The organism is Marinobacter sp. NP-4(2019), assembly GCF_003994855.1.
Classification (GTDB): Bacteria; Pseudomonadota; Gammaproteobacteria; order Pseudomonadales; family Oleiphilaceae; genus Marinobacter.
Window position 1 is genome coordinate 2,139,067 of the sequence record NZ_CP034142.1, and the last position, 25,458, is coordinate 2,164,524.

The 25,458-nt window shown below is 59.6% G+C and carries 18 protein-coding genes; 10 read left to right on the forward strand and 8 right to left on the reverse strand.

Annotated features, from left to right (window positions below):
- Positions 1-11: 11 nt before the first annotated feature.
- The 7 genes from EHN06_RS09860 to EHN06_RS09890 all read right to left on the reverse strand — a co-directional run bounded on the left by EHN06_RS09860 (position 12) and on the right by EHN06_RS09890 (position 9,372).
- A complete protein-coding gene (locus EHN06_RS09860; protein WP_127332423.1) occupies positions 12-731 on the reverse strand; it encodes a sarcosine oxidase subunit gamma in 720 nt (239 codons plus the stop codon).
- The gene (locus tag EHN06_RS09865; RefSeq protein WP_127332424.1) at positions 724-3,744 is read right to left on the reverse strand and encodes a sarcosine oxidase subunit alpha; all 3,021 of its coding nucleotides are present in this window, start codon (positions 3,742-3,744) and stop codon (positions 724-726) included. Before EHN06_RS09865 ends, EHN06_RS09860 begins: the two co-directional genes overlap by 8 nt.
- 11 nt (positions 3,745-3,755) lie before the next feature.
- Positions 3,756-4,058, reverse strand: a complete 303-nt coding sequence (locus EHN06_RS09870) for a sarcosine oxidase subunit delta (RefSeq protein WP_127332425.1) — start codon at positions 4,056-4,058, stop codon at positions 3,756-3,758.
- 14 nt (positions 4,059-4,072) lie between these two features.
- A complete protein-coding gene (locus EHN06_RS09875) occupies positions 4,073-5,326 on the reverse strand; it encodes a sarcosine oxidase subunit beta family protein (RefSeq protein WP_127332426.1) in 1,254 nt (417 codons plus the stop codon).
- Positions 5,327-5,531: 205 nt separating this feature from the next.
- Positions 5,532-6,914, reverse strand: a complete 1,383-nt coding sequence (locus tag EHN06_RS09880; RefSeq protein ID WP_127332427.1) for an L-serine ammonia-lyase — start codon at positions 6,912-6,914, stop codon at positions 5,532-5,534.
- 14 nt (positions 6,915-6,928) lie between these two features.
- Positions 6,929-8,191: a serine hydroxymethyltransferase gene (gene glyA / locus EHN06_RS09885; RefSeq protein ID WP_127332428.1), complete on the reverse strand. Its 1,263-nt coding sequence runs from the start codon at positions 8,189-8,191 to the stop codon at positions 6,929-6,931.
- Between the two features lie 161 nt (positions 8,192-8,352).
- Positions 8,353-9,372 (reverse strand): GlxA family transcriptional regulator, encoded by a 1,020-nt coding sequence (locus tag EHN06_RS09890; protein ID WP_127332429.1) that lies wholly within the window; start codon positions 9,370-9,372, stop codon positions 8,353-8,355.
- A gap of 656 nt (positions 9,373-10,028) precedes the next feature.
- On the opposite strand from EHN06_RS09890, the gene fdhA reads away from it, so the two are divergent.
- Complete coding sequence (gene fdhA / locus EHN06_RS09895) at positions 10,029-11,228, forward strand: formaldehyde dehydrogenase, glutathione-independent (protein ID WP_127332430.1); 1,200 nt, start codon at positions 10,029-10,031, stop codon at positions 11,226-11,228.
- A 120-nt stretch (positions 11,229-11,348) separates the two neighbouring features.
- Positions 11,349-13,304, forward strand: coding sequence for a methyl-accepting chemotaxis protein (locus tag EHN06_RS09900; protein ID WP_127332431.1), 1,956 nt, complete (start codon positions 11,349-11,351; stop codon positions 13,302-13,304).
- Between the two features lie 90 nt (positions 13,305-13,394).
- Here the strand turns inward: EHN06_RS09900 and EHN06_RS09905 are convergent, their stop codons facing one another.
- The gene (locus EHN06_RS09905) at positions 13,395-14,666 is read right to left on the reverse strand and encodes an aromatic ring-hydroxylating oxygenase subunit alpha (RefSeq protein WP_127332432.1); all 1,272 of its coding nucleotides are present in this window, start codon (positions 14,664-14,666) and stop codon (positions 13,395-13,397) included.
- Positions 14,667-14,961: 295 nt separating this feature from the next.
- Here EHN06_RS09905 and EHN06_RS09910 point away from each other — a divergent pair, with 295 nt between their 5' ends.
- From EHN06_RS09910 to EHN06_RS09945, 8 genes are all read left to right on the forward strand, one after another.
- A complete protein-coding gene (locus EHN06_RS09910) occupies positions 14,962-16,089 on the forward strand; it encodes a hybrid-cluster NAD(P)-dependent oxidoreductase (RefSeq protein ID WP_206075748.1) in 1,128 nt (375 codons plus the stop codon).
- Positions 16,090-16,386: 297 nt separating this feature from the next.
- Complete coding sequence (locus EHN06_RS09915) at positions 16,387-17,532, forward strand: GlxA family transcriptional regulator (protein WP_127332434.1); 1,146 nt, start codon at positions 16,387-16,389, stop codon at positions 17,530-17,532.
- A gap of 211 nt (positions 17,533-17,743) precedes the next feature.
- Positions 17,744-18,721 (forward strand): dipeptidase, encoded by a 978-nt coding sequence (locus tag EHN06_RS09920; RefSeq protein ID WP_127332435.1) that lies wholly within the window; start codon positions 17,744-17,746, stop codon positions 18,719-18,721.
- Positions 18,722-18,723: 2 nt separating this feature from the next.
- Positions 18,724-19,257, forward strand: coding sequence for a DUF5943 domain-containing protein (locus tag EHN06_RS09925; RefSeq protein ID WP_127332436.1), 534 nt, complete (start codon positions 18,724-18,726; stop codon positions 19,255-19,257).
- Positions 19,258-19,259: 2 nt separating this feature from the next.
- On the forward strand, positions 19,260-21,323 hold the full coding sequence (dgcA, locus tag EHN06_RS09930) for a dimethylglycine demethylation protein DgcA (RefSeq protein ID WP_127332437.1): 2,064 nt from the start codon (positions 19,260-19,262) through the stop codon (positions 21,321-21,323).
- Positions 21,324-21,354: 31 nt separating this feature from the next.
- On the forward strand, positions 21,355-23,295 hold the full coding sequence (locus tag EHN06_RS09935; protein ID WP_127332438.1) for a (Fe-S)-binding protein: 1,941 nt from the start codon (positions 21,355-21,357) through the stop codon (positions 23,293-23,295).
- Positions 23,295-24,596, forward strand: coding sequence for an electron transfer flavoprotein subunit alpha/FixB family protein (locus EHN06_RS09940; protein ID WP_127332439.1), 1,302 nt, complete (start codon positions 23,295-23,297; stop codon positions 24,594-24,596). Before EHN06_RS09935 ends, EHN06_RS09940 begins: the two co-directional genes overlap by 1 nt.
- On the forward strand, positions 24,586-25,380 hold the full coding sequence (locus EHN06_RS09945) for an electron transfer flavoprotein subunit beta (protein WP_127332440.1): 795 nt from the start codon (positions 24,586-24,588) through the stop codon (positions 25,378-25,380). The genes EHN06_RS09940 and EHN06_RS09945 overlap by 11 nt, the downstream gene beginning before the upstream one ends.
- The last annotated feature ends 78 nt before the right edge of the window (positions 25,381-25,458 follow it).

Consider the following 25,458-nt stretch of genomic DNA (forward strand, 5'->3'; position numbering starts at 1 on the left):
TGACTATACCCTCAGTTTTCAACCGGGCTCGCCTGGAGTCGAGCGGCACGGTTTTTGGTGGCGCCCTGAGTGGGTTGCTCCAGGCTCAGGCGGTATTCCTGGCTTGCGTCAACCAGCCAGCGCCAGACGTAGTCCGCGAAACTGCGGCGCACTACCAGTTCCCACTCGTCGTCGCCGACACGGCGGATGGTTGCCTGGGATTTGCCCAGTACCGTGGTCACCACCTTGCCGACCGGGAAGTTACGGTCGTGCACGTCGTAGGGGCAGCTCTTCATCAGTACCGAGCGGGCGCTGGGGCCGGCCAACCGCACCAGCGTCTGGCCACCGCCGACGTTAATCACCGCATAGTGGCCGTCAAGTTGCTCGCGCAGCGCCATTTCCATGGCCAATGCCTGATCGCCCGGGCCCGTTAGCAGCCATTCGTCGGGCGCGATCCAGCTGAGGGCCCAATCGCCGTTCTGGTTGCTCTGCAACGCCTCCGGTAGCTCAAGCCCGGTGGCGGCCTCGACGCCCTTGGCGAAGGCGGCATTGCTGGCATCTCCCCGCAGGGCCAGATGGGTCTTCAGGTCAGCCTCCCAGAGGTGAACGCCCGGGTTCTCCGGTGTTGTCCTGGGCGCGTTTTTCACCTGGTGCGCCAGCGGGCTGCGCGCAGGAATCCCGGTCTCTGGCAACTGCTCCATGATGGCTACCTGGGTCGACACAAGGACCGCCTTGTTGATTGCTTCAGACATTTTGACGCTCCCCTTTCGGATCCAAAAAGATAGTGCTACAGATTTCCGCTTCGACAACCCGACCGTCGACCAATGGGTAGTAGACGGTGTCGCCCATTCGCTTATGGCCGTTCTTGATCACGCCCATGGCAATGGAGCGACCAAGGTTGGCGCTGTAATAGCTGGAGGTGACGTGCCCCAACATCGGTACCGGTTTCGGATGATTGGGGTTGTCCACGGCCTGGGCTCCCTCGGGCAATACAATGCTCGGGTCCTTGGTTTTCAGGCCGACCAGTTGCTTGCGGTTTTCCCGCACGCAGTCTTCCCGCTTCATACCACGCTTGCCAATGAAGCTGAATGGCTTGTCCTCCTTCACGGCCCAGCTCATGCCGAGGTCGTAGGGATGAACGGAACCGTCGGTGTCCTGACCGGCGATGATGAAGCCTTTTTCGGCGCGCAGAATATGCATGGTCTCGGTGCCGTAAGGCGTCAGGTCGTACTTGGCGCCATGCTCGAACAGCTTTTCCCAGACGTACAGGCCGTAGTTCGCCTGTACGTTGATCTCATAGGACAGTTCACCGGTGAAGGAGATACGGAACACCCGGGCCGGTACGCCCGCCACCGTACCCTCGCGCCAGTCCATGAACTTGAAGCTGTCCTTGTCCAGATCAATGTCATCAGTCAGTTCGGACAACAGCTTGCGGGCGTTTGGCCCGGCAATGGTCATGGTCGCCCAGTGGTCGGTCACGGTGTTCATATAGACTTCCAGTTCCGGCCACTCGGTCTGGTGATAGAACTCCAGCCACTCGAGTACGCCAGCGGCGCCGCCAGTGGTGGTGGTCATCAGGAAGTGGTCCTCGGCCAGGCAGGAGGTAACCCCGTCGTCGAACACCATGCCGTCTTCTTTACACATCAGGCCATAGCGGCATTTCCCCACCGCGAGCTTCGCCCAGGCGTTGGTGTAGATGCGGCCAATGAACTCGCGGGCATCCTTGCCCTGAATGTCGATCTTGCCCAGGGTCGAGGCGTCGAGGATGCCCACACTGGTGCGTGTTGCCAGGCATTCCCGATCAAGCGCCTGTTGCATGGTTTCGTTCGGCTTGGGGAAATACCAGGGGCGTTTCCATTGGCCGACGTCCTCGAACAGGGCGCCATGCTCGACGTGCCATTCGTGCATGGCGGAGTAGCGCTTGGGCTCGAACAGGTCGTTACAGTGGCGTCCGGCGATCGCGCCGAAAGTCACTGGCGTATAGTTCGGCCGGAAAATGGTGGTACCGGTTTCCGGAATCGACTGGTTCAGGGACTTGGCGGCAACGGCCATGCCGTTGATGTTACCGAGCTTGCCCTGATCGGTGCCGAAGCCCATCGCCGTGTATCGCTTCACGTGCTCGATGGATTCAAAGCCCTCGCGGGTCGCCAGCTCGATACCAGCGGCGGTCACGTCGGTCTGGAAATCGACGAACTGTTTCGGTGCCCGGCTGTTGGGTTTATGGTGCGGCACACAGAACAGTGCCATGGGACGGGTTTCCGGTCGGGTCCTGACCGACGGTGTAGCGGCCGGTTCCGCCTCAAAGCCGGCATTCGTGGCCGCTTCGGCGCCAATACGGGCGCCGTCGGCAAGGCATCCGGCCAGGGAAAAGCAACCGGTCACGGCACCGGCCGTGAGTTGCTTCTGAACGGTCTTACCCGGCACGAAGCCTATGACCTCGTCATCCCAGACCGGGCGGCTGCCGGTATGGCAGGACAGATGAAGCGCCGGGCTCCAGCCACCGGAACTGGCCAGGGTGTCGCAACTCAGTACTTCGTCTTTACCAGTGAGCTTGGTGCCGTCAGTACTCAGGCCGGCGACCACCGCACCTGTCACACGCGTCTTACCCCGAGCATCAATGACGGCCTGGCCCTTCAGTATCCTGATGCCGCGTCGGTTAGCCTCGTCCTGCCAGGCGCCGTCGACATAGGCACGGGTGTCGACAATGGCGACGACTTCCCGCCCGGCATCCTGCCAGTCGAAGGCCGTGCGATAGGCGTTGTCGTTGGTGGTCATTAGCACCAGCCGTTGGCCGGGTGCCACGGCGTAGCGGTTGATGTAGGTCGACACCGCTGAAGCCAGCATGCAGCCGGGCAGGTCATTGTTGCCATAGACCAACGGCCGCTCATGAGCGCCCGTGGCCAGCACCACCCACTTGGCACGCACCCGGTGCAGGCGTTGGCGCGACCGGTTAGCCGGGGCACGGTCGCCCAGGTGATCGGTACGACGCTCATGAATGGTCAGGAAGTTGTGGTCGTGGTAGCCGTTGACGGTGGCGCGGGGCAGCAGCAGGACATTGTCATACCCCGACAGTTCCTCCAGAGTATCCCGTACCCAGTCGCCGGCAGGTTTGCCATCCAGGGTATCGCGGCCGTCGAGCAACGAGCCCCCCATCTCTGCCTGTTCGTCGGCGAGAATCACACGTGCTCCGGAGCGGGCAGCGGACAGGGCTGCCGAAAGCCCGGCGGGCCCGGCCCCGACGATCAGCACATCGGCATGCTGATTCAGGTGGTCGTAAGTGTCGACATCCGGATCGCGCGGCGAACGGCCAAGGCCGGCAGCCTTGCGGATGTACTTCTCATAGGTTTCCCAGGCGGCCTGGGGAAACATGAATGTCTTGTAGTAGAAGCCGGGGGGCAGCATGCGGCCGAGGATGGAGCCGAAAACGCCCAGGAAATCGAACTTCAGGTTTGGCCAGCCGCTGGTGGGCTGGCTGACCAGCCCATCAAACAATTCCTGCTGGGTGGCGCGGACGTTCGGTACCTGGGTGGCTTCAGTGGCCCCGAGCTGGAATACCGCGTTTGGTTCCTCGGCGCCAGCGGCGACGATGCCGCGAGGGCGACTGTACTTGAAGCTGCGGCCGATCACATCGACCCCATTGGCGAGTAACGCCGAGGCCAGAGTATCACCGGAAAAGCCCTTGTAACGTTGGCCGTTGAATTCAAAGGTCAGGTGCTTGCTGCGGTCGATTCGGCCGCCATGGTCGAGACGGTTAGGTTGTGTCATGTCGTCGCCTCTCAGGACTGCTGCTTGTCGGTGAATTGGGTAACGCGCGGTGCGTCGCCCATCTTGTAGGTTTCCAGGATCTCGTAGCTCTGGGTGTCGCGTGTGGCGTTGAAAAACTTGCGACAACCGACGGCATGAACCCAGATCTCGTGGTGTAGGCCGCGCGGGTTGTCGCGGAAGTAGATGTAATCTCCCCACTCCTCGTCACTGCAGGCGTCCGGATCGGCCGGGCGCGACAGATGGGCCTGGCCCTTGGGGTGGAATTCCTCTTCTTCGCGGTGTTCGCCACAATAGGGGCAATAAATGTAAAACATGGGATTGTCCTCCGTCAGTGGGCGACGCCAGCAGCGCCGTGTTCATCGATCAGGGCGCCGTTGTGGAAACGGAACATGGAGAACGGCTTGGCCAGTTCGTGGGCCTCGCCCTTCGCCAGGGTGGCGGCGAACACGTGACCGGACCCCGGGGTCGCCTTGAAGCCACCGGTGCCCCATCCACAGTTGAAGAAGAGATTCTCAACCGGGGTATCGGAGATGATCGGGCAGGCATCCGGGCAGGTATCGACAATGCCGCCCCACTGGCGGTTCATCCGCACCCGGCTGAACATCGGGAACATTTCGACGATGGCCTGCAGGGTGTGTTCGATGGTCGAGTAGGAGCCGCGCTGGCCGTATCCGTTATAACCGTCGATACCGGCCCCGATCACCAGGTCGCCTTTGTCGGACTGGGAGATGTAGCCATGGACCTGGTTGGACATGACCACGGTATCCAGGATCGGCCGGATTGGCTCGGATACCAGCGCCTGCAGCGGGTGGGATTCGATCGGCAAATTGAAACCGGCCATCTTGGCCAGTACACCGGAGTTACCGGCTACAACACAGCCGATACGATCGCCGTAGATGGCACCGTGCTGTTTGGTACTCACACCGATGGCCGCGCCGTCTTCGGTGATGATGTCGTTCACTTCGCACTGCTGGATCAGGTCCACGCCCATGGCATCGGCGGCGCGGGCATAGCCCCAGGCCACCGCGTCATGACGGGCCACGCCGGCACGGGGTTGCCAGGAGGCACCGAGGATCGGATAACGGGCGTTGGCGGAGCAATTCAGTATCGGCACGATCTCCTGCACGCCCTGGGTGTCCAGGGCCTCACTGTCGATGCCGTTCAGACGGTTGGCGTTCACCCGGCGCTGGATGTCGCGCATATCCTGCAGAGTGTGACCCAGGTTCAGCACGCCACGCTGTGAGAACATAACGTTGTAGTTCAATTCCTGGGACATGCCTTCCCACAGCTTCATTGCGTGCTCGTACAGCAGCGCCGCCTCGTCCCAGAGATAATTCGAGCGCACGATGGTGGTGTTCCGTGCCGTGTTGCCACCGCCCAGGTAACCCTTTTCGACGACGGCCACGTTGGTGATGTTGTGGACCTTGGCCAGATAGTAGGCTGTCGCCAGACCATGGCCACCGCCGCCAACGATGATGACATCGTATTTCTTTTTCGGTTTGGGATTGCGCCACACCCGCTGCCAGTTTTCATGGTGGGTCAGGGAATGTTTCAGCAGTCCGAATCCGGAATATTTCTGCATTGTTAGGTCCTCTTCGGTGGCAACCGTCTCTCTGGGTAAGCTGCTGGTTTCGCCGTCGGAATCGGCGCTCGTTTTCAAGACGTGTCCCGGCAGTTAATGCGGGACGGATTGAAAGGATGGTATGCGTACCACCACCTCATCATGTGCTCGCTCACGACACTCAGGTGAAGATTTGCGACAGCGGGTAGGGCTGTCGCAGAGGTGGTCAGCATTCGATGACATTGACCGCCAGGCCTCCACGGGATGTCTCCTTGTATTTATCAAGCATATCCCGCCCGGTATCCCGCATGGTCCGGATCACTTTGTCCAGCGATACGAAGTGTTCGCCGTCGCCTCTGAGTGCCATCAAAGCAGCGTTGATCGCCTTGACGGCGCCGACCGCATTACGCTCAATGCAGGGCACCTGGACCAGCCCGCCGATGGGGTCGCAGGTGAGCCCGAGGTGGTGTTCCATGCCGATCTCCGCCGCGTTCTCGACCTGTTCCGGCGTACCGCCCGTTACGGCCGCCAGGCCCGCTGCCGCCATTGCGCAGGCGGAGCCGACTTCACCCTGGCAGCCCACTTCCGCACCGGAAATCGAGGCATTTTCCTTGAACAGGATGCCGATGGCCGCCGCCGTCAACAGGAAGCGGATGACACCGTTCTCGCTGGCATTGGGGCACCAGTTCCAGTAGTAATGCAGCACCGCCGGTATGATGCCGGCAGCGCCATTGGTGGGAGCGGTCACCATGCGGCCACCGGCGGCGTTCTCTTCGTTCACCGCCAGTGCATAGAGATTGACCCAATCCATGGCGCTCAGCGAGGGCGTGATCAGGTCCATGCGATCGACTTCCATCAACGATGCGTGGAGCTTTGCCGCCCGCCGTTTAACCTTCAACCCGCCGGGCAGAATGCCTTCGTTGGTGATGCCGTTCTGTACGCACTCCTGCATCACTTGCCAGATATGCAGGATGCCTTCCCGGATCTCCACTTCGTTACGCCAGACCTTTTCGTTAGCCATCATCAGGTCGGAGATGGTCAGGTCGTGTTCCTTGCACTGGCGAAGCAGGTCGGTACCGCTCTTGAATGGGTAGGGCAGGGGTGTCTTGTCTTCCACGATCCGGTCCGCACCGGCGGCTTTCTCATCAACCACGAAGCCGCCGCCTACCGAATAATAGGTGCGCTGACGCACCACCCCGCCTTTCTCATTGAAGGCGGTAAACATCATGCCGTTCGGATGGTAGGGCAGGGTTTCCTTACGGTGATAGGTGAGATCGGTTGCTTCATTGAAGGCAATGGGATGCTCCCTGAGCAGACGCAACTCTCCCTGGCTGCGGATCTCCTCCGTTCGGGGGAACAGAATCGCGGGGTCGACGGTTTCCGGGCTGTGGCCCTCGAGCCCGAGCAGCACGGCCGGGCCGGTACCATGACCTTTGCCGGTCGCCCCCAGTGAGCCGTACAGCTGAATATCGACGCGAGCGACGCCGGCGAGTCCCTCGGCTTTCTTCAGGCCCCGGACAAACCGGCGAGCCGCCTGCATCGGACCTACAGTGTGGGAACTGGATGGACCGATACCGATTTTCAGCATATCAAACAGACTGATGGCCACGGGTAACTCTCTCCTCAACCGTACGCCGGAAAATCCCGGCACAACTGATCAACTTTCCCTCGGACCGCACCAATAGTGGAGGCGGCATTGCCGTCCTGCAGGTCATCCAGAATATCGGCGATCCAGCCGGCCAGGGTGCGGGATTCAGGCTCTTTCAGACCACGGGTGGTAATCACCGGTGAACCGATGCGAAGCCCGGAAGTGACAAATGGCGACTGGGGGTCGTTCGGTACCGCGTTCTTGTTCACGGTGATGTGCGCCTCACCCAACGCCGCATCGGCTTCCTTGCCTGTCAGCCCCTGCTTGACCAGGCTGAGCAGGAACAGGTGATTGTCGGTACCGCCGGACACGACGTCGTAACCGCGCTCGATAAATACCTCGGCCATGGCCTGGGCATTACGGACAACCTGTTGCTGATAGCTCTGGAACTCTGGTTCGGCGGCTTCCTTGAACGCCACTGCCTTGGCCGCGATAACGTGCATCAGCGGGCCGCCCTGGCCGGCCGGGAAAACCGCCGAATTGAATTTCTTTTCCAGGTCTGGCTGGCCCCGGGACAGGATCAGACCACCCCGTGGCCCCCGCAGGGTTTTGTGAGTGGTGGTGGTTACCACGTGGGCGTGGGGCAGAGGGTTGGGGTAGACGCCAGCGGCAACCAGGCCGGCAACGTGCGCCATATCCACCATCAGGTAAGCGCCGACGGCATCGGCAATCTCACGGAAACGCGCCCAATCGACAACACGGGAATAGGCCGAGAAACCAGCGACAATCATGCCCGGCTTGTGTTCCTTTGCCAGTGCTTCGACCTGATCGTAGTCGATCTCGCCTGTGGATTCGTTCAGGCCATACTGAACGGCGTTATAAATCTTGCCGGAGAAGCTGACGTGGGCGCCGTGTGTCAGGTGGCCACCATGGGCCAGGCTCATACCCAGTACGGTATCGCCCGGGTTCAGCAGGGCCATGTACACCGCCGCGTTGGCCTGGGAGCCGGAATGTGGCTGTACATTGACGTAGTCGGCACCGAACAGCGCCTTGGCACGGTCGATCGCCAGTTGCTCGACCCGGTCGACGTGTTCGCAGCCGCCGTAGTAGCGCTTGGCCGGATAGCCTTCGGCGTATTTGTTGGTCAGGCAAGACCCCTGGGCTTCCATCACCACCGGGCTGGTGTAGTTCTCGGAAGCAATCAGTTCCAGATGGTCTTCCTGGCGCGCCGCCTCGTCCTGCATGGCCGCCCAGAGAGTTTCGTCGTATGAGGAAAGCGTTGTTGTTTTGCTGAACATGGCTGAGATTCCTGATAGTGAAAACAGACCTGACGGATCAGGTGTGGGTTATCAGGAGGGATAGTAGGCCCGATGGCGGATGTCGGTCTGCTCGGGCACGACATGGGATCGAGAATTTGCGACAGAAACCTGCTGCACACCACGAACTAAATCTCGAAACACTATTGCCGGTTATGTCTGGCCTCGGATGGCGTTATGCCGTAGTAGTCCTTGAAACAGTTGCTGAAATGACTGCTACTGACAAAGCCGCTTGCCAGGGAGATGTTCAGGATGCTCCGGTTGGTCTGCATGAGCAGGCGTCGGGCATGGACCAGTCTGAGCTCCAGGTAGTACCGCGACGGTGATGTGTCCAGGTGGTTCTGAAACAGGCGCTCCACCTGTCGTCGGGAAATATTGGCACATTCCGACAGTTCCAGGAGGGAGAGCGGTTCTTCGATGTTGGCCCGCATCAGCGCCAGTAACGTCTGCAATGCTTCCGGAAGGGTCGGATCGTCACCCATATTCAGTGGCATTGGGCCTACCTGCTCGGCAACCTGATCACAGCTCAGGATTTCGCGTACCGCGCGAACAATGTGCGGGTTGTGCAGCAGCTCACCAATCAACTTCAGCATCATCTCCAGCGCACTGACCGGGCCGGCGCAGGTGGCGTGGTGGTCCTCGATCTCGTAAGCATTGGTGGACACCTTCACGTTCGGGAAATTTTCACGCACGTAGGCATGGTTGTCCGGGTGCAGAGCGCAGGCATGGTGTTCCATAAGTCCTGCCTGAACCAGGGACACGCCTCCGTTCCATAATCCGCCCAGACGAATGCCTTTTTGATTGGCTGTTCTCAGGGTATTCAGCAGGTAGGGTTCCGGGTCCAGCTGGCTGCGATAGCCACCGCAGACAATCAGCATGTCGACATGCCCTGGTTTGATCGCCAGGGAATCCAGAGTGGTCCCGGTGGACACCTCGATTCCGAGGTCGCTGAGCACGGTCCGGCTTCCGGTCCCGACAGTGAAGTGCTCGAACACCGGCTCCGGCGTGATCAGGTTTGTCGTCACCAGCGTATCAACGGCGGCAGTAAAGGTAACCATGGAAAAGTGCTCTCGCAGGATAAAACCGATGCGCAGCGGTGTCTTTACACGGGGCTCCCCGGGTAGGGTGCCGGGGCTTTTGGATGGCGCTGATTTAGAAGTCATATGGCTGGCCCATACCACCATGCCCGAATATCAGGTTCTGCAGGTCCTCGCGATTCATCGATATTGCCTAAGAAACCGGTTTGCATGAATGTCTCGAATGGATTGCAGCACGCCACGCCATTCCAGTTTGGAGAGGGCAAGGTTGCACGAGGTGACTAGCCGCAAGGGGGCCGCCGAGGCGGTACTGAGCAGGGTGAATAGCAGAAAACAGGAGGTAAGGAATTTCTTCATATTGGTACCCGTTATTCAGTCGAAGCTGAAAAAAGGTCCTATAGAGGCAGTCCGTTACCGTTCACGAAGAACCCGTCTTCAGGAAAGAAAAAGGACGGGGTATCCACTTGGGTCCGGAAAGCTTAACCCCGTCAATATGGACATGGCTGAGATTCTCGATGGTAAAAGCAAATGATGGCTCAGGCGTTGATTAGTTTGAAGGCATAGTAGGCCCGATGACGGATGTTGACCTGCTCGGGCACGACATGGGCGGAATGATTTGCGACAGGGAGTAGTGGAGGCGGGTGAGGCGCTTCCACCTTAGGGTGTTGTCCTTGTCATGCGTAAGAAGAAATCTGTCGTTTACAGGCATGTGTCCCACGGCCGGGTGTTTAAAGTAGGGAGGGCACTTCCACCAGAACAGCACGACATAGAAGGAAGATACAATGACAAGCAACGCATCCAACCGTGGGGTGGTATACCAGGGCCCCGGCCAGGTCTCCGTAGAATCCATCGCCTTTCCCAAACTTGCCCTTGGCAAACGACGCTGTGACCACGGCGTAATCTTGAAAGTACTGACAACCAATATCTGTGGTTCCGACCAACATATGGTGCGTGGTCGCACCACCGCGCCCCAGGGCCTGGTGCTCGGCCATGAAATTACCGGCCAGATTATCGAATGCGGCCGGGACGTTGAATTCCTTGAAGTAGGCGACATCGTTTCCGTACCCTTCAATATCGCCTGCGGCCGCTGCCGCAACTGCAAGGAAGGCCGCACTGGCATCTGCCTGAACGTTAACCCCGCCCGTCCCGGAGCCGCCTACGGCTACGTGGACATGGGTGGCTGGGTCGGCGGCCAGGCCGAATACGTCATGGTCCCGTACGCTGACTTCAACCTGCTGAAGTTTCCCAATTCAGACCAGGCCATGGAGAAGATCAAGGACCTCACGCTCCTGTCCGACATCTTCCCCACCGGTTTCCACGGCTGTGTTACCGCCGGCGTCGGCCCCGGTTCCACCGTCTACATCGCCGGTGCAGGTCCGGTCGGCCTGGCAGCGGCGGTCAGTGCCCAGTTGCTCGGCGCCGCCTGCGTCATCGTCGGTGACATGATCGACGAACGTCTCGACCAGGCCCGCAGCTTCGGCTGTGAAGCCATTGACCTGAAGCAGGATGCTGAACTGCCCGAATTGCTCGAGCAAGTCCTCGGCGAGCCGGAAGTTGACTGCTTCGTCGACTGTGTCGGCTTCGAAGCCCATGCCTGCGGCCACCATCACCATCACGAGCAACCAGCGACGGTGCTGAACTCCGCGATGCAGGTGACCCGTGCCGGTGGTGAGATCGGTATTCCCGGTTTGTATGTGACTGAAGATCCCGGCGCCGCCGAAGAATCCGCCAAGCATGGTGCGCTGAGCATGCGTTTTGGCCTCGGGTGGGCCAAGTCTCATTCCTTCCACACCGGTCAGTGCCCGGTCATGAAGTATCACCGCCAGCTGATGCAGGCCATTCTGTTCGAGCGCGTTGATATCGCCAGCGCGGTAAACGTGCAGATGATCAGCCTCGATCAGGCGCCCAAGGGGTACGCCGACTTTGACGGCGGTGCGGCCAAGAAGTTTGTGATCGATCCGCACGCATCAGTGGCTGCCTGACATCAGCCTTGGTTGATTGATCGACGCGGGGCCGCCCTGTCAACGGCACCCCGCGTTCTTGCCAGCCTGACGCTTCCCACAATCAACAATGCCCCCACTAAAACACGGGCCAAATAAACAATGACAATCCAGAGCCGTTTTCTGGCTGTGCTTCTGGCTGGAGTCACTCTGCCAACCGTTGTAGTCGCAGCCCTCTCCCTGTATCAGTTCCGGGCGAACATTCTTGATAACTACCAGGCTACGAGCCTCGCCGAAATGAAGCAGATAGAACGGGGATTTACGTTCTATCTTGACGGGTTGTCGTCCAGTGCGGATTTCTTTGCGAATACCGATGCCATCAGGCAGCTGGATAGCTCCGTCACCAAGTACGTCGATCGTTCAAGCGAGGCCGAACCGCCTTCCGACGTCAGCGATGCGGAGGCGGAGGCCTTCGGATTAATGGATGCTTTCGGTCGGTCGCGAGAGGACCTGGCCTATGTGTTTGTCGGGCTTAGCGATGGCGGCTATATCCAATGGCCCGCCGGCGGCCTGCCGGACAACTACGACCCCCGGGCCAGGCCCTGGTACAGCGCCGGTAAAGAAGGTGACGGGGAGCCAGTCCGGGTTCCGGCCTATGCGGACTCGAATACCGGAGCCCCGCTTCTCGATTATGTCGTTGAATTCACCACCAGGAGCGGCCTGAGCGGTGTCATGGGCATCGATGTCACCCTCAGGAAACTGACGGACCTGATCAGCGAGGCGCGATTGGGGGAGAGCGGTTTTCTTGTACTCGTGGAAGACACTGGCACGGTACTGGCGGACCCACGGGATCCCGACAACAACTTTCGTGCGATCGATGAGCTGGAGACCGTCTACAGCAACCTTGATGCGGATTCCGATCTGCGGGAAATCGAATGGCAAGGTGAAAACTGGTACGTCAACCAGTATACCTCGCCAGATACAGGCTGGAGGTTCATCGGGATCGTTCCGTCCCATGAGGTATTGGCAAAGGTTTCCCGGCTCCAGCAGTTTATTATCTGGATAAGTGTCGTGCTCGTCGCCCTGTTTGGTGGTCTGGGATATTGGATGAGCCGCGTTATGTCCCGCCCGATCAAAGTGGTCACAGACGGTTTGAATGAAGCTGCCAGCGGGGAGGGGGATCTCACCAAGCGGTTGCCGGCCCACCGGAAAGACGAAACGGGGCAGATGGCCAGCGCATTCAATGAATTTTCAACGGTCATCCACGACCTGATCGTTGCGATCAAGGAACGGGCCAGGTCTGTCGCCAGGGAAGCGAAGACGTCGACGGATGTTTCTCATCAAATAGAGTCGATCGCGTCCACCCAGTCCGAGTCGCTGGAACAGATATCCACCGCCAGTCACGAGATGGTCGCCACAGCAAACGAAGTCGCACAAAGCTGTAATGATACAGCGGAGTCCGCGGACCGGTGCCTGACCGAGGTGGAAACCGGCACGGACCTGATCCGGCAGACCCGCAACAGCGTCAACCTGCTCGCCACAACCCTGAGCGAGGCCAATAGCGCCATGGATGAGCTCGCGGAGGAAAACAGGAACATCACGACCATCCTGGATACCATCCGGACAATAGCGGAACAAACCAATCTGCTTGCCCTGAATGCCGCCATCGAGTCGGCGAGGGCAGGAGAGCACGGGCGAGGGTTTGCCGTGGTGGCGGACGAAGTTCGTCAACTTTCCCAAAAGACGGCCCGCTCAACCCAGGAGATCGATTCGCTGCTTTCGTCGCTGAACGAAAGAACGGTACTGGTATCAACGAAACTCGCGGGTAGCTCCGAGCACTCGGATTCGACCGTCAGGACCACCGAGGCGGCCGCGGACATATTCCTTACCATCCAGGAGCAGGTAAGCAGGATCAGGGATATGGCTACACAGATTGCAACGGCCACCGAGGAACAGCATTCCGTTGCCGAAGACATCAGCCGGAATGTCAGCGGGGCCTACAACGATGCATCTCGCGCCCGGGAAGTGGCAGTGAATGCGAACCAGACCGCGATGATGTTGGATGGGCTGTCGGAGGAGCTCGGGGATTTGGTCAAGCAGTTTAAAACAGCAGACTGACAAAGACCCGGCGGGGCGAGATGCATGGATTCTTATGCATGCTCTCGCCCTTCCGGGCAAATGATGGCTCTGCCTTTCTCGTCCTGGGACCTATAAACTGTCGTGGGTCAGGTTTTTAAGGATCGTTTCGCCATACCAGTCCAGAAAGTTGATCACGCCAAACTCGTAGGTTTCCGAATAGGGGCCGGGCTGGTAGGCCAGGGAATTGATGCCCCGCTGGTTTTGCTCCGCCAGTTCCCGGTCCTGTTTGTTGGTCTGGTCCCACACGTAACGCATGCGCTCCACGTCGTAGTCTTCGCCTTCCACAGCATCCTTATGTACCAGCCACTTGGTCGTTACCAGCGTCTTCTGCGCGGAAACCGGCTGCACCTGAAACACGATGACGTGATCGCTTTGCATGTGATTCCAGGAATTCGGCAGGTGCAGAATCCGCATCGAGCCCAGGCTCTGGTTTTTAATGCGTCCCAGGTTTTTCCTGCAGGCCGGCTTACCGTCCATGGTCATCACCGCCGTGCCTTCTTTTAACGGCATCCGCACGATCCGGTTTTGCAACCCGAACGCCACATGCTTGTGTGGAATGCCTTCACGGTCCCATTCCGCGGCCTGGCGTTCGTAGTGCTGCTTGAATTCCGGTGTGGCCCGGGGGTCTGTGGTGTCGTCCCATTCCAGCAGGGTACGCAGTAACTCCGGATGGGAGCCCGAGCAGTGATAACACTCGCGGTTATTTTCAACCACCAGCTTCCAGTTTGCGTTCTCCTCCAGGGTCGACTCTGCCGCCACCTTGGCGTTTTCCATGTCGTAGGGTTCCATATAGGCGTCCAGGGCGGTCAGATAGGTATCGATCTCCGGCGGTTCGCCCTCGGCAAGGCAAACATAGATAAAACCGCCGGCCGTTTTGCAATGCGCCGGTTTCAAACCGAAATTGTTTTTATCGAAACCATCACCCATTTCCGTCCCGGCAAAAATCAGGTTGCCTTTCAGGTCATAGGTCCACTGATGGTAGGGGCAGGTCAGGTTCGCCACCTTGCCTTTCTTGGCGGTGCACACCCGCGAGCCCCGGTGGCGGCACACATTGTGGAATGCACGAACTTCGCCGTCACGGTCACGTACGACCAGCACCGGGTTCTGTCCGATCTCCACCGTTATGTAGGCACCCGGTGTTGGCACTTCGCAGGTCATGCCGACAAACAACCATTCCTTCATGAACACTTCTTCCATATCCACCCGGAAGAGGAAAGGATCGTTATACAGCGCCCGGGGCAGGGAAAGGTTGCGGGACCGTTCGGTCAGCATCCGGCTCATATCCCGTCGGGCTTCCCCAATGTGGTTGTATTGCAGGTTAAGTAGGTCGTATTCGGTCATCGGAGCATTTCCTGTTATAGGGGTGTACTTCAGCACGTGACGTTACCCGCCAATGACTCGGGCGCGGGTTTCCGGTAACACATTTTCGCAGGGGCCACAGGCGCCGGTTATCCGTTTACGACATTCGCGGTTTTTAATTCGACTTGGCGGGGAGGGATGATGAGTACAGGCCGGGCGGCTGGAGAAGTTGATCAAGACTTTGTCGTAAATGGGTCACCCGGGGCTTTGGTTTTTCACCAGAATGGATGCTCACAATTCCACCGGTGCCGAATCACCCACGATGGAGATTAAGATAATGACCAGCGTCACCGAAGCCGCCGAACCCTCGTCTCACTTCAATCCGCTAAACACCCGGGTTTGGGCCAACGGCCGTCACCTGGTCCGGTGTGTTCGCGTTATCCAGGAAACCTGGGACGTAAAAACCTTCTGCTTCAACGCAGAACAGTCCATCATGTTTTTCTTCAAGCCCGGTCAGTTCGTCACCCTGGAACTGGAGATCGAAGGCGAGCAGGTCATGCGCTCCTACACTATCTCCAGTTCGCCGTCCGTGCCCTACAGTTTCTCGATCACCGTCAAACGTGTGCCCGGCGGCCATGTCTCCAACTGGCTGCACGACAACCTCAAGGAGCATGACGAGCTCGCCGTGCATGGTCCGGTCGGCAATTTCAATTGCATCGACCACCCTTCCGAGAAGGTTCTGCTGCTCTCCGGCGGTGTAGGCATTACCCCCCTGATGTCCATGGCGCGCTGGTACTTCGACACCAATGCGGACGTCGACATGACCTTCATCCACAGCGCCCGCGCGCCCAAGGACATCATCTTCCAGCGCGAGCTCGAACACATGTGTTCGCGGGTATCCAACTTTAATCTCAGCGTTATTTGCGAACGGACCGAAATCGGCCACGCCTGGAATGGCTACCGGGGCTACCTGGACCATGCCAAGCTTGAAATGATCGTGCCGGATTACCAGAGTCGCCGCATTTTCTGCTGCGGGCCGACTCCCTACATGCGTGCCATCAAGAATCTCCTCATCGAGAATGGCTTCGACATGTCGAGATACCATGAGGAATCTTTCGGCGCCACTCCGGCCGACGTCACCGAGGATGTGCTGGAACAGGCGGAAATCGCCGTCAAACAGGCAGAGGAAATCAAGGACGCTGATACCTACACCGTCGATTTCACCGCCTCCGGCATGAGCGTTCAGGTCCTGCCCGGTGAAACTGTCCACGCTGCTGCCAGTCGTCTGGGACTCAATATTCCCAAGGCTTGCGGGGTCGGCATTTGTGGTACCTGCAAGGTGCTGAAGACGGGTGGCGATGTCGATATCCAGCACAACGGTGGCATAACCGAGGAAGACCTGACGGAGGGTTACATTCTCTCCTGCTGCAGTACCCCGTTGTCCGATCTCAGCATAGACGGCTGATTTGGGCGGCATTCCACTGAGTTTCCCTGCTCAGGCGCTCTGGCCCCCGGTTATCTGCGGGTCAGGGCGCCCATGTCGCAATTGAGCTCAAATTAATGCGCAATGCGACGTTTTTAGACTGTTCACCGCTCAGCGCGGGGCATACTATAAGCACCTGACATTGATCAATTATGACGGGACGGGGAAGCTTTGGCTTTTCCCAATAAAAACAAAATCCTGACAGTGGTCGCTCGACCCGGAGTATTTCGGGGCCCGCTGATCAACTGGACTTGCAATACACGAGAGAGGGGTAAGTCCATGCAAGAGAACGTCGTTTCTCAGCCTCATCTGATTGGCTCACAGCCCTATCGGGTTGGTTTTCTGTTGATCGATAACTTCACCCTGGCTGCCTTGGCATCAACCATAGAGCCATTGCGTATGGCCAACCAGCTTACCAGTACCGAGCTTTACACCTGGCAGCTATTGTCCCGTGACGGCGAGACGGTCAAGGCCAGTGACGGCCTTACGATTTCTCCAGACGGCTCGATTGCCGACAAGAAGGTTTTCGATATTGTCATCGTGGTTGGCGGTGTTGATATCACCCGAAGCTATACTTCCAGGGAAGTGAGCTGGCTCCAACAGCAGGCGCAGAAAAAAGTCCTGCTTGGTGCGGTATGCACCGGCGCTTACGTGCTGGCCAGCGGCGGCCTGCTCGATGGTTACCATTGCAGCGCCCACTGGGAATGTCTGGCTTCCCTCCAGGAGCGGTTTCCCCGGGTAAACTGTACCAACCAGCTCTACACCCTGGACCGGGACCGCATGACCTGTACCGGAGGCAATGTGCCAATGGACATGATGCTCAGTATGATCGCCCGCCAGCATGGCAAGGCGTTAACCAATGCGATTTGCGACATGTTCGTCTGCGACCGCGTCCGCCCGGATAACGAACTGCAGCGTACCCCGCTGCGCCGTCTGCTGACATCTGCCCAGCCCAAGCTGGCCGAAGTCACCGAGTTGATGGAAGCCAATATAGAGGAACCCATTGAACTCGAAGAACTTGCCAGCTTCGTTGGCATTTCCCGTCGTCAACTGGAGCGGCTCTTCCTGAGGCACTTGAACTGCACCCCCTCGCGTTACTATTTGAAACTCAGACTGGACCGGGCGCGTCAGTTGCTGAAACAGACCACCTGTTCCATCATCGAAGTCGCCTCCATGTGTGGTTTTGTGTCTGCCCCCCACTTCAGCCGCTGTTATCGCAAGTACATCGGCATCTCTCCCAAGGAGGAACGAGCCGAGGTGTGGTCACTAAAGCAACTGGAGCCGCCAGGTTCCGGTGAAGTGGCTTCCATTCCAACCTCCTCTTATATTGCCCTGCAGTTGGCTCAGAGGGAGCCGTCCTGCGGTGCGGTTAACTTCATGTCGGCTTCCGTGCCGGCAGTTCAAAGGCTGGCTGCCTCGGGTTAATTCGGGGTAGCGGATAAAATAAGGGGCTTCGGCCCCTTTTTTCGTTACGGCTCGGGCCCGGTGCTGTCCCTCCTTATTCCCGGTGCCGCCGCTCCTCATTCCCGGTGACCTGCCGATTTTGGTGTTTACCCTGTCGCTTCCAGTGAACCCGGTTGAACGCACCGTGGATACACTCCCTCTATGCTCAACCAACCAACCGTCGGGGTGTCACATGAACGAAACCGAATTGCACCAGGACTCCATCGTCATCGATGGCCTTATCATCGCCAAGTGGGGCCGTGAACTCTTCGAGGACATGCACAAGGGCGGGCTGACCGCCGCCAATTGCACCGTGTCCGTCTGGGAGGATTTTCAGGCCACCGTCGACAATATCGTTCTGGTCAATGAACTGATTGAAGACAACAGCGACCTGGTGATGAAAGTTCGGACCACCGCCGACATCCGCAAGGCCAAGGAACTGGGCAAGACCGGCATCATCATGGGCTTCCAGAATGCCCACGCCTTCGAAGACCAGCTCGGCTACATCCAGATTTTCAAGGACCTGGGCGTTGGCGTCGTTCAGATGTGCTACAACACCCAGAACCTCATCGGTACCGGCTGCTACGAGCGGGATGGCGGCCTGTCCGGCTTCGGCCGCGAAGTCGTCGCCGAAATGAACCGCGTCGGCATCATGTGCGACCTGTCCCACGTCGGCAGCAAGACCTCCGAGGAAGTCATCCTCGAATCCAGGATGCCGGTCTGTTACTCCCACTGCCTGCCCTCCGGCCTGAAAGAGCACCCGCGCAACAAATCCGACGAGGAACTCAGATTCATCGCCGACCATGGTGGCTTTGTCGGAGTGACCATGTTTACGCCCTTCCTCAAGAAGGGCGTTGACGCCACTATCGACGACTACGTTGAAGCCATCGCCTACATCGTCGACATCGTCGGCGAAGACCAGGTGGGTATCGGCACCGACTTCACCCAGGGGCAGGACAAGGCCTTCTTCGACATGCTCACCCACGACAAGGGCTACGCCCGCGAGCTCACCCGCTTCGGCAAGATCGTTAACCCCGAAGGTATTCGCACCGTGGGCGAGTTCCCGAACCTGACTGAAGCCCTCCTGCGCAACGGCTTCTCCGTAGAGCTCACCCGCAAGATCATGGGTGAGAACTGGCTGCGCGTCCTTGGCGAGGTATGGGGAGAATGACCATGACCACACACGCCCCTGAAATGCCCATCGAAGTAGACAGCGAGACCGGCGTCTGGACCACCGATGCGTTGCCCATGCTGTATGTGCCACGGCACTTCTTCATCAACAACCACCAGGCCATCGAAGCGGAGATCGGTCCCGAACGATATGCCGGGATTCTCTACGAGGCCGGTTACAAATCCGCCTGGCACTGGTGTGAAAAAGAAGCGGCCCTGCATGGCTTCACAGGCAGTGAAGTATTCGACCATTACATGAAACGGCTCTCCCAACGGGGGTGGGGCCTGTTCACCGTCGAACATCTCGACATCGCCAATGGTCAGGCGCGGGTCCGGCTCGACCACTCCGCCTTCGTCTACCACTACGGCAAGGCCGGACGCAAGATCGACTACATGTTCACTGGCTGGTTCGCCGGCGCCATGGACCAGATCGCCAATGACCTCGGCTACGACGTTCGCACCCAGGCGGTCCAGACCCAAAGTGCCGCTGAAGACGGCGTCGATTTTGGCCTGTTTGAAGTTACAAAAAGGGGTTAATCATGTCCCAATTCGAAGCACTCTTTCGACCGTTACAGATCAACCAGTTGACCATCCGCAACCGGGTTGTCAGCACCGCTCACGCCGAGGTCTACGCCACCGAGGGCGGTATGACTACCGACCGCTACGTCAAATACTATGAAGAGAAGGCCAAGGGTGGCTGCGGTCTGTGTATTTGCGGCGGCTCCAGCGTCGTCTCCATCGATAGTCCGCAAAGCTGGTGGAGCTCGGTCAACCTCTCTACGGACCGCATCATTCCCCATTTCCAGAATCTCGCGGACGCCGTGCACAAACACGGCGGCAAGATCATGATCCAGATCTCCCACATGGGGCGTCGCTCCCGCTGGGATGGCGAAAACTGGCCCAACCTGATGTCGCCTTCCGGCATCCGGGAGCCGGTACACCGTGCCACCTGCAAGACCATCGAGGAGGAGGAAATCCGGCGTATTATCGGTGATTTTGCCCAGGCCGCCCGCCGGGCCAAGGAAGGTGGTCTGGATGGCGTCGAGCTTTCCGCGGTGCACCAGCACATGATCGACCAGTTCTGGTCGCCACGGGTCAACAAGCGCACCGACGACTGGGGCGGTAGCTTCGAGAACCGCATGCGTTTCGGCATGGAAGTGCTGAAGGCCGTCCGTGAGGAAGTCGGTCGTGATTTCGCCGTCGGCATTCGCATCTGTGGCGACGAATTCCATCCGGACGGTTTGAATCATGACGACATGAAGCAGATCGCCAAGTACTACAACGACACCGGTCTGCTGGACTTCTTCGGTGTGGTCGGTTCCGGCTGTGACACCCACAACACCCTGGCCAACGTCATTCCCAATATGTCCTATCCGCCGGAGCCGTTCCTGCATCTGGCTGCCGGCATCAAGGAAGTGGTCGATGTGCCCGTCATCCACGCCCAGAACATCAAGGACCCGAACCAGGCCGAGCGCATCCTGGAAGCCGGATACGTCGACTTCGTCGGCATGACCCGTGCCCACATCGCCGACCCGCACATCATTGCCAAGATCAAGATGAACCAGGTCGACCAGATCCGTCAGTGCGTCGGTGCCAACTACTGTATCGACCGCCAGTACCAGGGGCTCGACGTGCTCTGCATCCAGAATGCCGCCACTTCCCGCGAGCATCTGGGCATGCCACATGTCATCGAAAAGACCGAGGGCCCGATCCGTAAGGTGCTGGTCATCGGCGGTGGCCCTGGGGGCATGGAGGCGGCACGGGTTGCCGCCGAACGCGGACACCAGGTCACCCTGATCGAGAAGGCCGGCGAGCTCGGTGGTCAGATCACCCTCGCCGCCAAGGCGCCACAAAGGGACCAGATCGCTGGTATAACCCGCTGGTACGCCCTGGAACTGGATCGCCTCGGGGTCGAGTTGCGCTTTAATACCGAAGCCGATGCCTCTGTCGTGCGGGATATCCAGCCGGACGTCTGTATTCTCGCCACAGGCGGCGTGCCCTTCATGGAGCAGAACCCGGAATGGGGCTTTGAGGACGGCCTGGTGGTGTCCTCCTGGGATATCCTCAGCGGCCGGGTCGAACCGGGGCAGAACGTCCTGGTCTATGACACCATCTGCGAATTCTCGGGTATGTCCGTGGCCGACTATCTGGCCTCCAAAGGCGCCCAGGTTGAATTGATCACTGACGACATCAAGCCCGGTGTCGGGATCGGCGGCACCACCTTCCCAACCTATTACCGCAGTCTGTATGAGCGGGAAGTGATCATGAGCTCCGACATGATGCTGGAAAAGGTCTACGCCGAAGGCGACAAGAAAGTCGCGGTGCTGGAGAACGAGTACACCGGGCAGAAAGAGGAGAGGGTGGTCGATCAGGTGGTGATCGAGAACGGCACCCGGCCGAACGAAGCCCTGTATTACGAGCTGAAGGCAGGTTCGATCAACAAGGGACAGATCGATGTCGATACCTTGTTTGCCTGTAACGCCCAGCCGATTCTTGAGGAAGCGGACAAGGGCATGATCCTGTGGCGGTTGGGGGATTGCGTGTCCCAGCGGAATACGCATGCGGCGATCTATGACGCGCTGCGTTTGTGTAAGGACCTGTAACTCAAGTTCGACCCGAAGAGGTAGGTACACCATGCTCCCTGACTGGCTGCTCCCAGCACTCTTGGCTACAGCACTCGCCTTGCTGGTTATCGGCGCCATCCGCCGTATCCTGCTCTGGCGTGCGGGCCAACCCGACCCGGTGAACATCATCGCCGGGCTGATGGCCATGCCGCGCCGCTACCTGGTCGACCTGCACCACGTGGTCGAGCGGGACAAAGTCATGTCCAACACCCACGTCGCGACGGCGGGCGGTTTTGTGTTGTCCATGCTGTTGATCATCCCGGTGCATTTGTTCGGACTGGAAAGCCGGTGGCTCAGCATTCCCTTGCTGATCGCCACGGCCATCATGTTCACCGGCGCCATCTTCGTCTACCGGCGCCGGCGCAATCCACCGGCCCGTCTGTCCAGGGGCCCCTGGATGCGGCTGCCGAAAAACCTGCTGATGTTTTCCGCATCGTTTTTCCTGCTCACCTTGCTGACGTCCGGTTTGCTGCCTGAGAATTTCGGCAGTTGGGTGCTCGTGGCCGTACTGCTGGTGGGCGTGACTTTGGGCCTGTCCGAGCTGCTCTTCGGCATGGGCTGGGGCGGGCCAATGAAGCATGCCTTTGCGGGCGCCTTGCACCTGGCCTTCCATCGTCGGCCGGAACGTTTTGGCGGCGGCCGTTCCACTGGTCTGAAACCGGTGGACCTGGATCGCACACTCGGGGTGGCAAAACCCGAGGATTTCAAATGGAACCAGTTGCTGGGTTTCGATGCCTGTGTGCAATGCGGCCGCTGTGAAGCGGTTTGCCCGGCCTTCGCCGCCGGCCAGCCGCTGAACCCGAAGAAGCTGATTCAGGATATGGTGGTGGGCCTGGCCGGGGGAACCGACGCCAACTACGCCGGCAGCCCCTATCCCGGCACCGAAGTCGGCAAGGCGCAGGGCAGTCCGCACCAGCCCATTGTCGACGGCCTGGTCAATGCCGACACCCTTTGGTCCTGCACCACTTGCCGTGCATGTGTTGAAGAGTGTCCGATGATGATCGAGCATGTTGACGCCATCGTCGATATGCGCCGTCACCTGACCCTGGAGCGCGGGGAAACCCCGAACAAGGGCGCCGAGGTACTGGACAACCTGATCGCCACCGACAATCCCGGTGGCTACGAACCCGGCAGCCGGATGAACTGGGCGGCCGACCTAGACCTGCCGCTGATGGCCGACAAACAGGAAGCCGAGGTGTTGTTCTGGGTCAGCGACGGCTGTTTCGACATGCGCAGCCAGCGGATCCTGCGTGCTTTCGTCAAGATCCTGAAGGCCGCGAAGGTCGACTTCGCCGTGCTTGGTAACGAGGAACGGGATTCCGGTGACGTCGCCCGCCGCCTGGGTGACGATGCCACTTTTCAGAGCCTGGCCAGACACAACATTGCCACGCTCGGAAAGTACCGTTTCCAACGCATCGTCACCACGGATCCGCACGCCTTCCATGTGCTGAAAAACGAATACGGCGATTTTGGTGGTCACTACGAGGTCTTGCACCACAGCACCTTCATCAACGAACTGGTCGAACAGGGCCATATTCAGTTGGACCGCTTCAAGGGCGGCACTGTGACCTATCACGACCCATGTTACCTGGGGCGCTACAACGGCGAGTACGAGTCCCCGCGTGCGCTTCTGGGAGCCCTGGGCATACAGGTCAGCGAGATGGAGCGCTCTGGTTATCGTTCACGCTGTTGTGGCGGTGGCGGCGGGGCGCCTATTACGGACATTCCGGGAGAGCACCGCATTGCCGACATGCGTGTCGATGACGCGCGCAAGGTGGAAGCCGAAACCATCGCCGTCGCCTGTCAGCAATGCACCGCCATGCTCGAGGGCGTGGTAGAACCGCGCCCGGAAATTCGTGACCTGGCGGAGTTGGTGGCCGATGGTCTGATCATCGAAGCGGCCGAATCGTCCGCTCCGGCCACCCAACCCATCGCCGAGGAGGTGCTCTGATGACGGATATCCCCAGGCGCGACCCGCGTACCGAATGGATACTGCGCAATCGTTTGCACCCTCAGTATGATGAGGTGGTCGCCGTCAACAGCGGTCCGGTGCGCGGTCCCACCGGCCTGTTGCGCCGGAATCCCCATGCCGTTGGCTTTATCGGGCCCAATGGCATCAAACGGATCGACCGCAGTGCCGGTCTGACCGGTGGTGCGGGCGGTCTTTCAATACGGGCCAAGGGCCGCTCTGCCCAGGCGGAAGTGGAGTTGCCTCTACACCGGGTTGAACAACCCGAATTCTATGTGGCCGTCGTTGTCGACTTGGCGGGCGGCCGCTTGGGCGGTCATGATAAGGATGTACTTGGTCAGGCGCATCAGTTGGTTAAAGCCACGGAAGGTGAAGGCGCTGTTGTCGCCGTCGCCCTCGGCGAAGCCAGGGAAGCGACCTTCGACACGGCAGGCGCCGACCGCCTGGTTCATTTGACCGAGGTTCACGGACAACCACTGACCGGTTACTGCCCGGAACAGAAACTGGCCGTGCTCGAGGCGGTCGAAGCCGAACTCGCGCCGCGTTACTGGCTGTTCCCGGATTCGGTACACGGCGGTGCCGACCTCGGCTCCCGCCTGGCCGCCCGCCTTGGCGAACGCCCGGCCGTCCATGCCTGGCAAATGGATGCCGAACGTACCATCTGTCGCGGTGGCAGCCAGTTGACTGACTGGCACCGACCCACGGCCCGCGTCACCCTGCTGGCGGAGGAATGCGCGTTACCGATTGATGAGACCCGGCACGAAGCCAAACCGATTGAACTGGCATCGATTCCCAGGATAACACCCCGGATTGAAGACCTCGGCCAGGTGGAGGTGGATCCCAGCAAGATTGCCCTTGGGGAGGCCGAATTCATCCTCTCCGCCGGCAATGGTGTGCGCGACTGGAACCAGTTCCACGAAGTGGCCACCGCCCTTGGCGCCACCGAAGGCGCCAGCCGGGTCGCCGTGGACGACGGTAACATGCCGCGTTTCCGACAGGTGGGCGCCACCGGCACCTGGGTTACGGCTCGGGTCTATGTCGCCGTGGGTATTTCCGGAGCTATTCAGCATATGCAGGGTATCGGCCAGTGCGACAAGGTGGTGGCCATCAACCTCGACGATGGCTGTGACATGATCAAACGGGCGGACCTGAGTGTGATTGGTGACAGCCAGGGTATTCTTGCAGAGCTCTTGCGACTGGCCCGGGCCCGGCAAAGTGGGACAATCCCGGAGCCACACGAAGCAGCCCCCGAATCTGAAGAGGAGACACGTCATGTGGCCTGACTCTTTCCCTAATCCCGATCTTTTGGTCACCTCGCTTATCTCCGCTGGCCAACACGCAAAGTCCGGTCGCGCGCGGCGGGCCAGTCAGGATGCCCGGGCCGTCGAACTCGGCCTGAAGATGGCGGGTTCTTTCTCCCGGCTTGTTCACGTCGGTGGTGGTGACGAAACCGCACTGCGCCAATACCTCGGCATGGGCCTGCCGGAAATAACCCTGCTTGAGGCCGAGGACGAGGCGGATGCCGTCCCCCTTCTGACCGACTACCTCAAGGAACAGCCCGCCGACATCGTTCTCGCCGGCATTCACGCCGAACAAGGCGAGGCTTCCGGCATGGTGCCCTACCTTGTGGCGGAACACCTCGGCTGGCCCATTGTTCCCCGTATCGCCGACATTCAGAAGGTGGAGGGCGGCGTTGCCGAAGTGCTGCAGGCCCTGCCACGGGGGCAGCGCCGCCTGTTGCGCGTGCCGCTGCCGTTCATTGCCACCGTCGACAATGCCGCTCCCGAGGCGCGGCAATACGCATTCGGCCCGTCGCGGCGCGGACTGATGGATAGCGTAGCCGTTAAAGCTCCGGTTGATGAAGCCCGGTTGGAGTGGCAGGAGCATCCTGCCAAACCCAGACCCAAGCGGCTCAACGTCGTCAAAGCCAAATCCGCCGCCGACCGCTTCAAGGCTGCCACGGCGAAACCCCAGGGGCAGGGCGGCAAAGTCATCCGTGACGGCACGGATCGGGACAAGGCTGAGGCGATCCTGGAACTGCTGATTGCAGAGGGAGTGGTGAGGTAGTTGCCCGAGGCGGCAGGGATATCACGACCTTGCCGCTTTAAGACACGCAACCCCCTTTCCATGTCGCAGTTGGAGTTC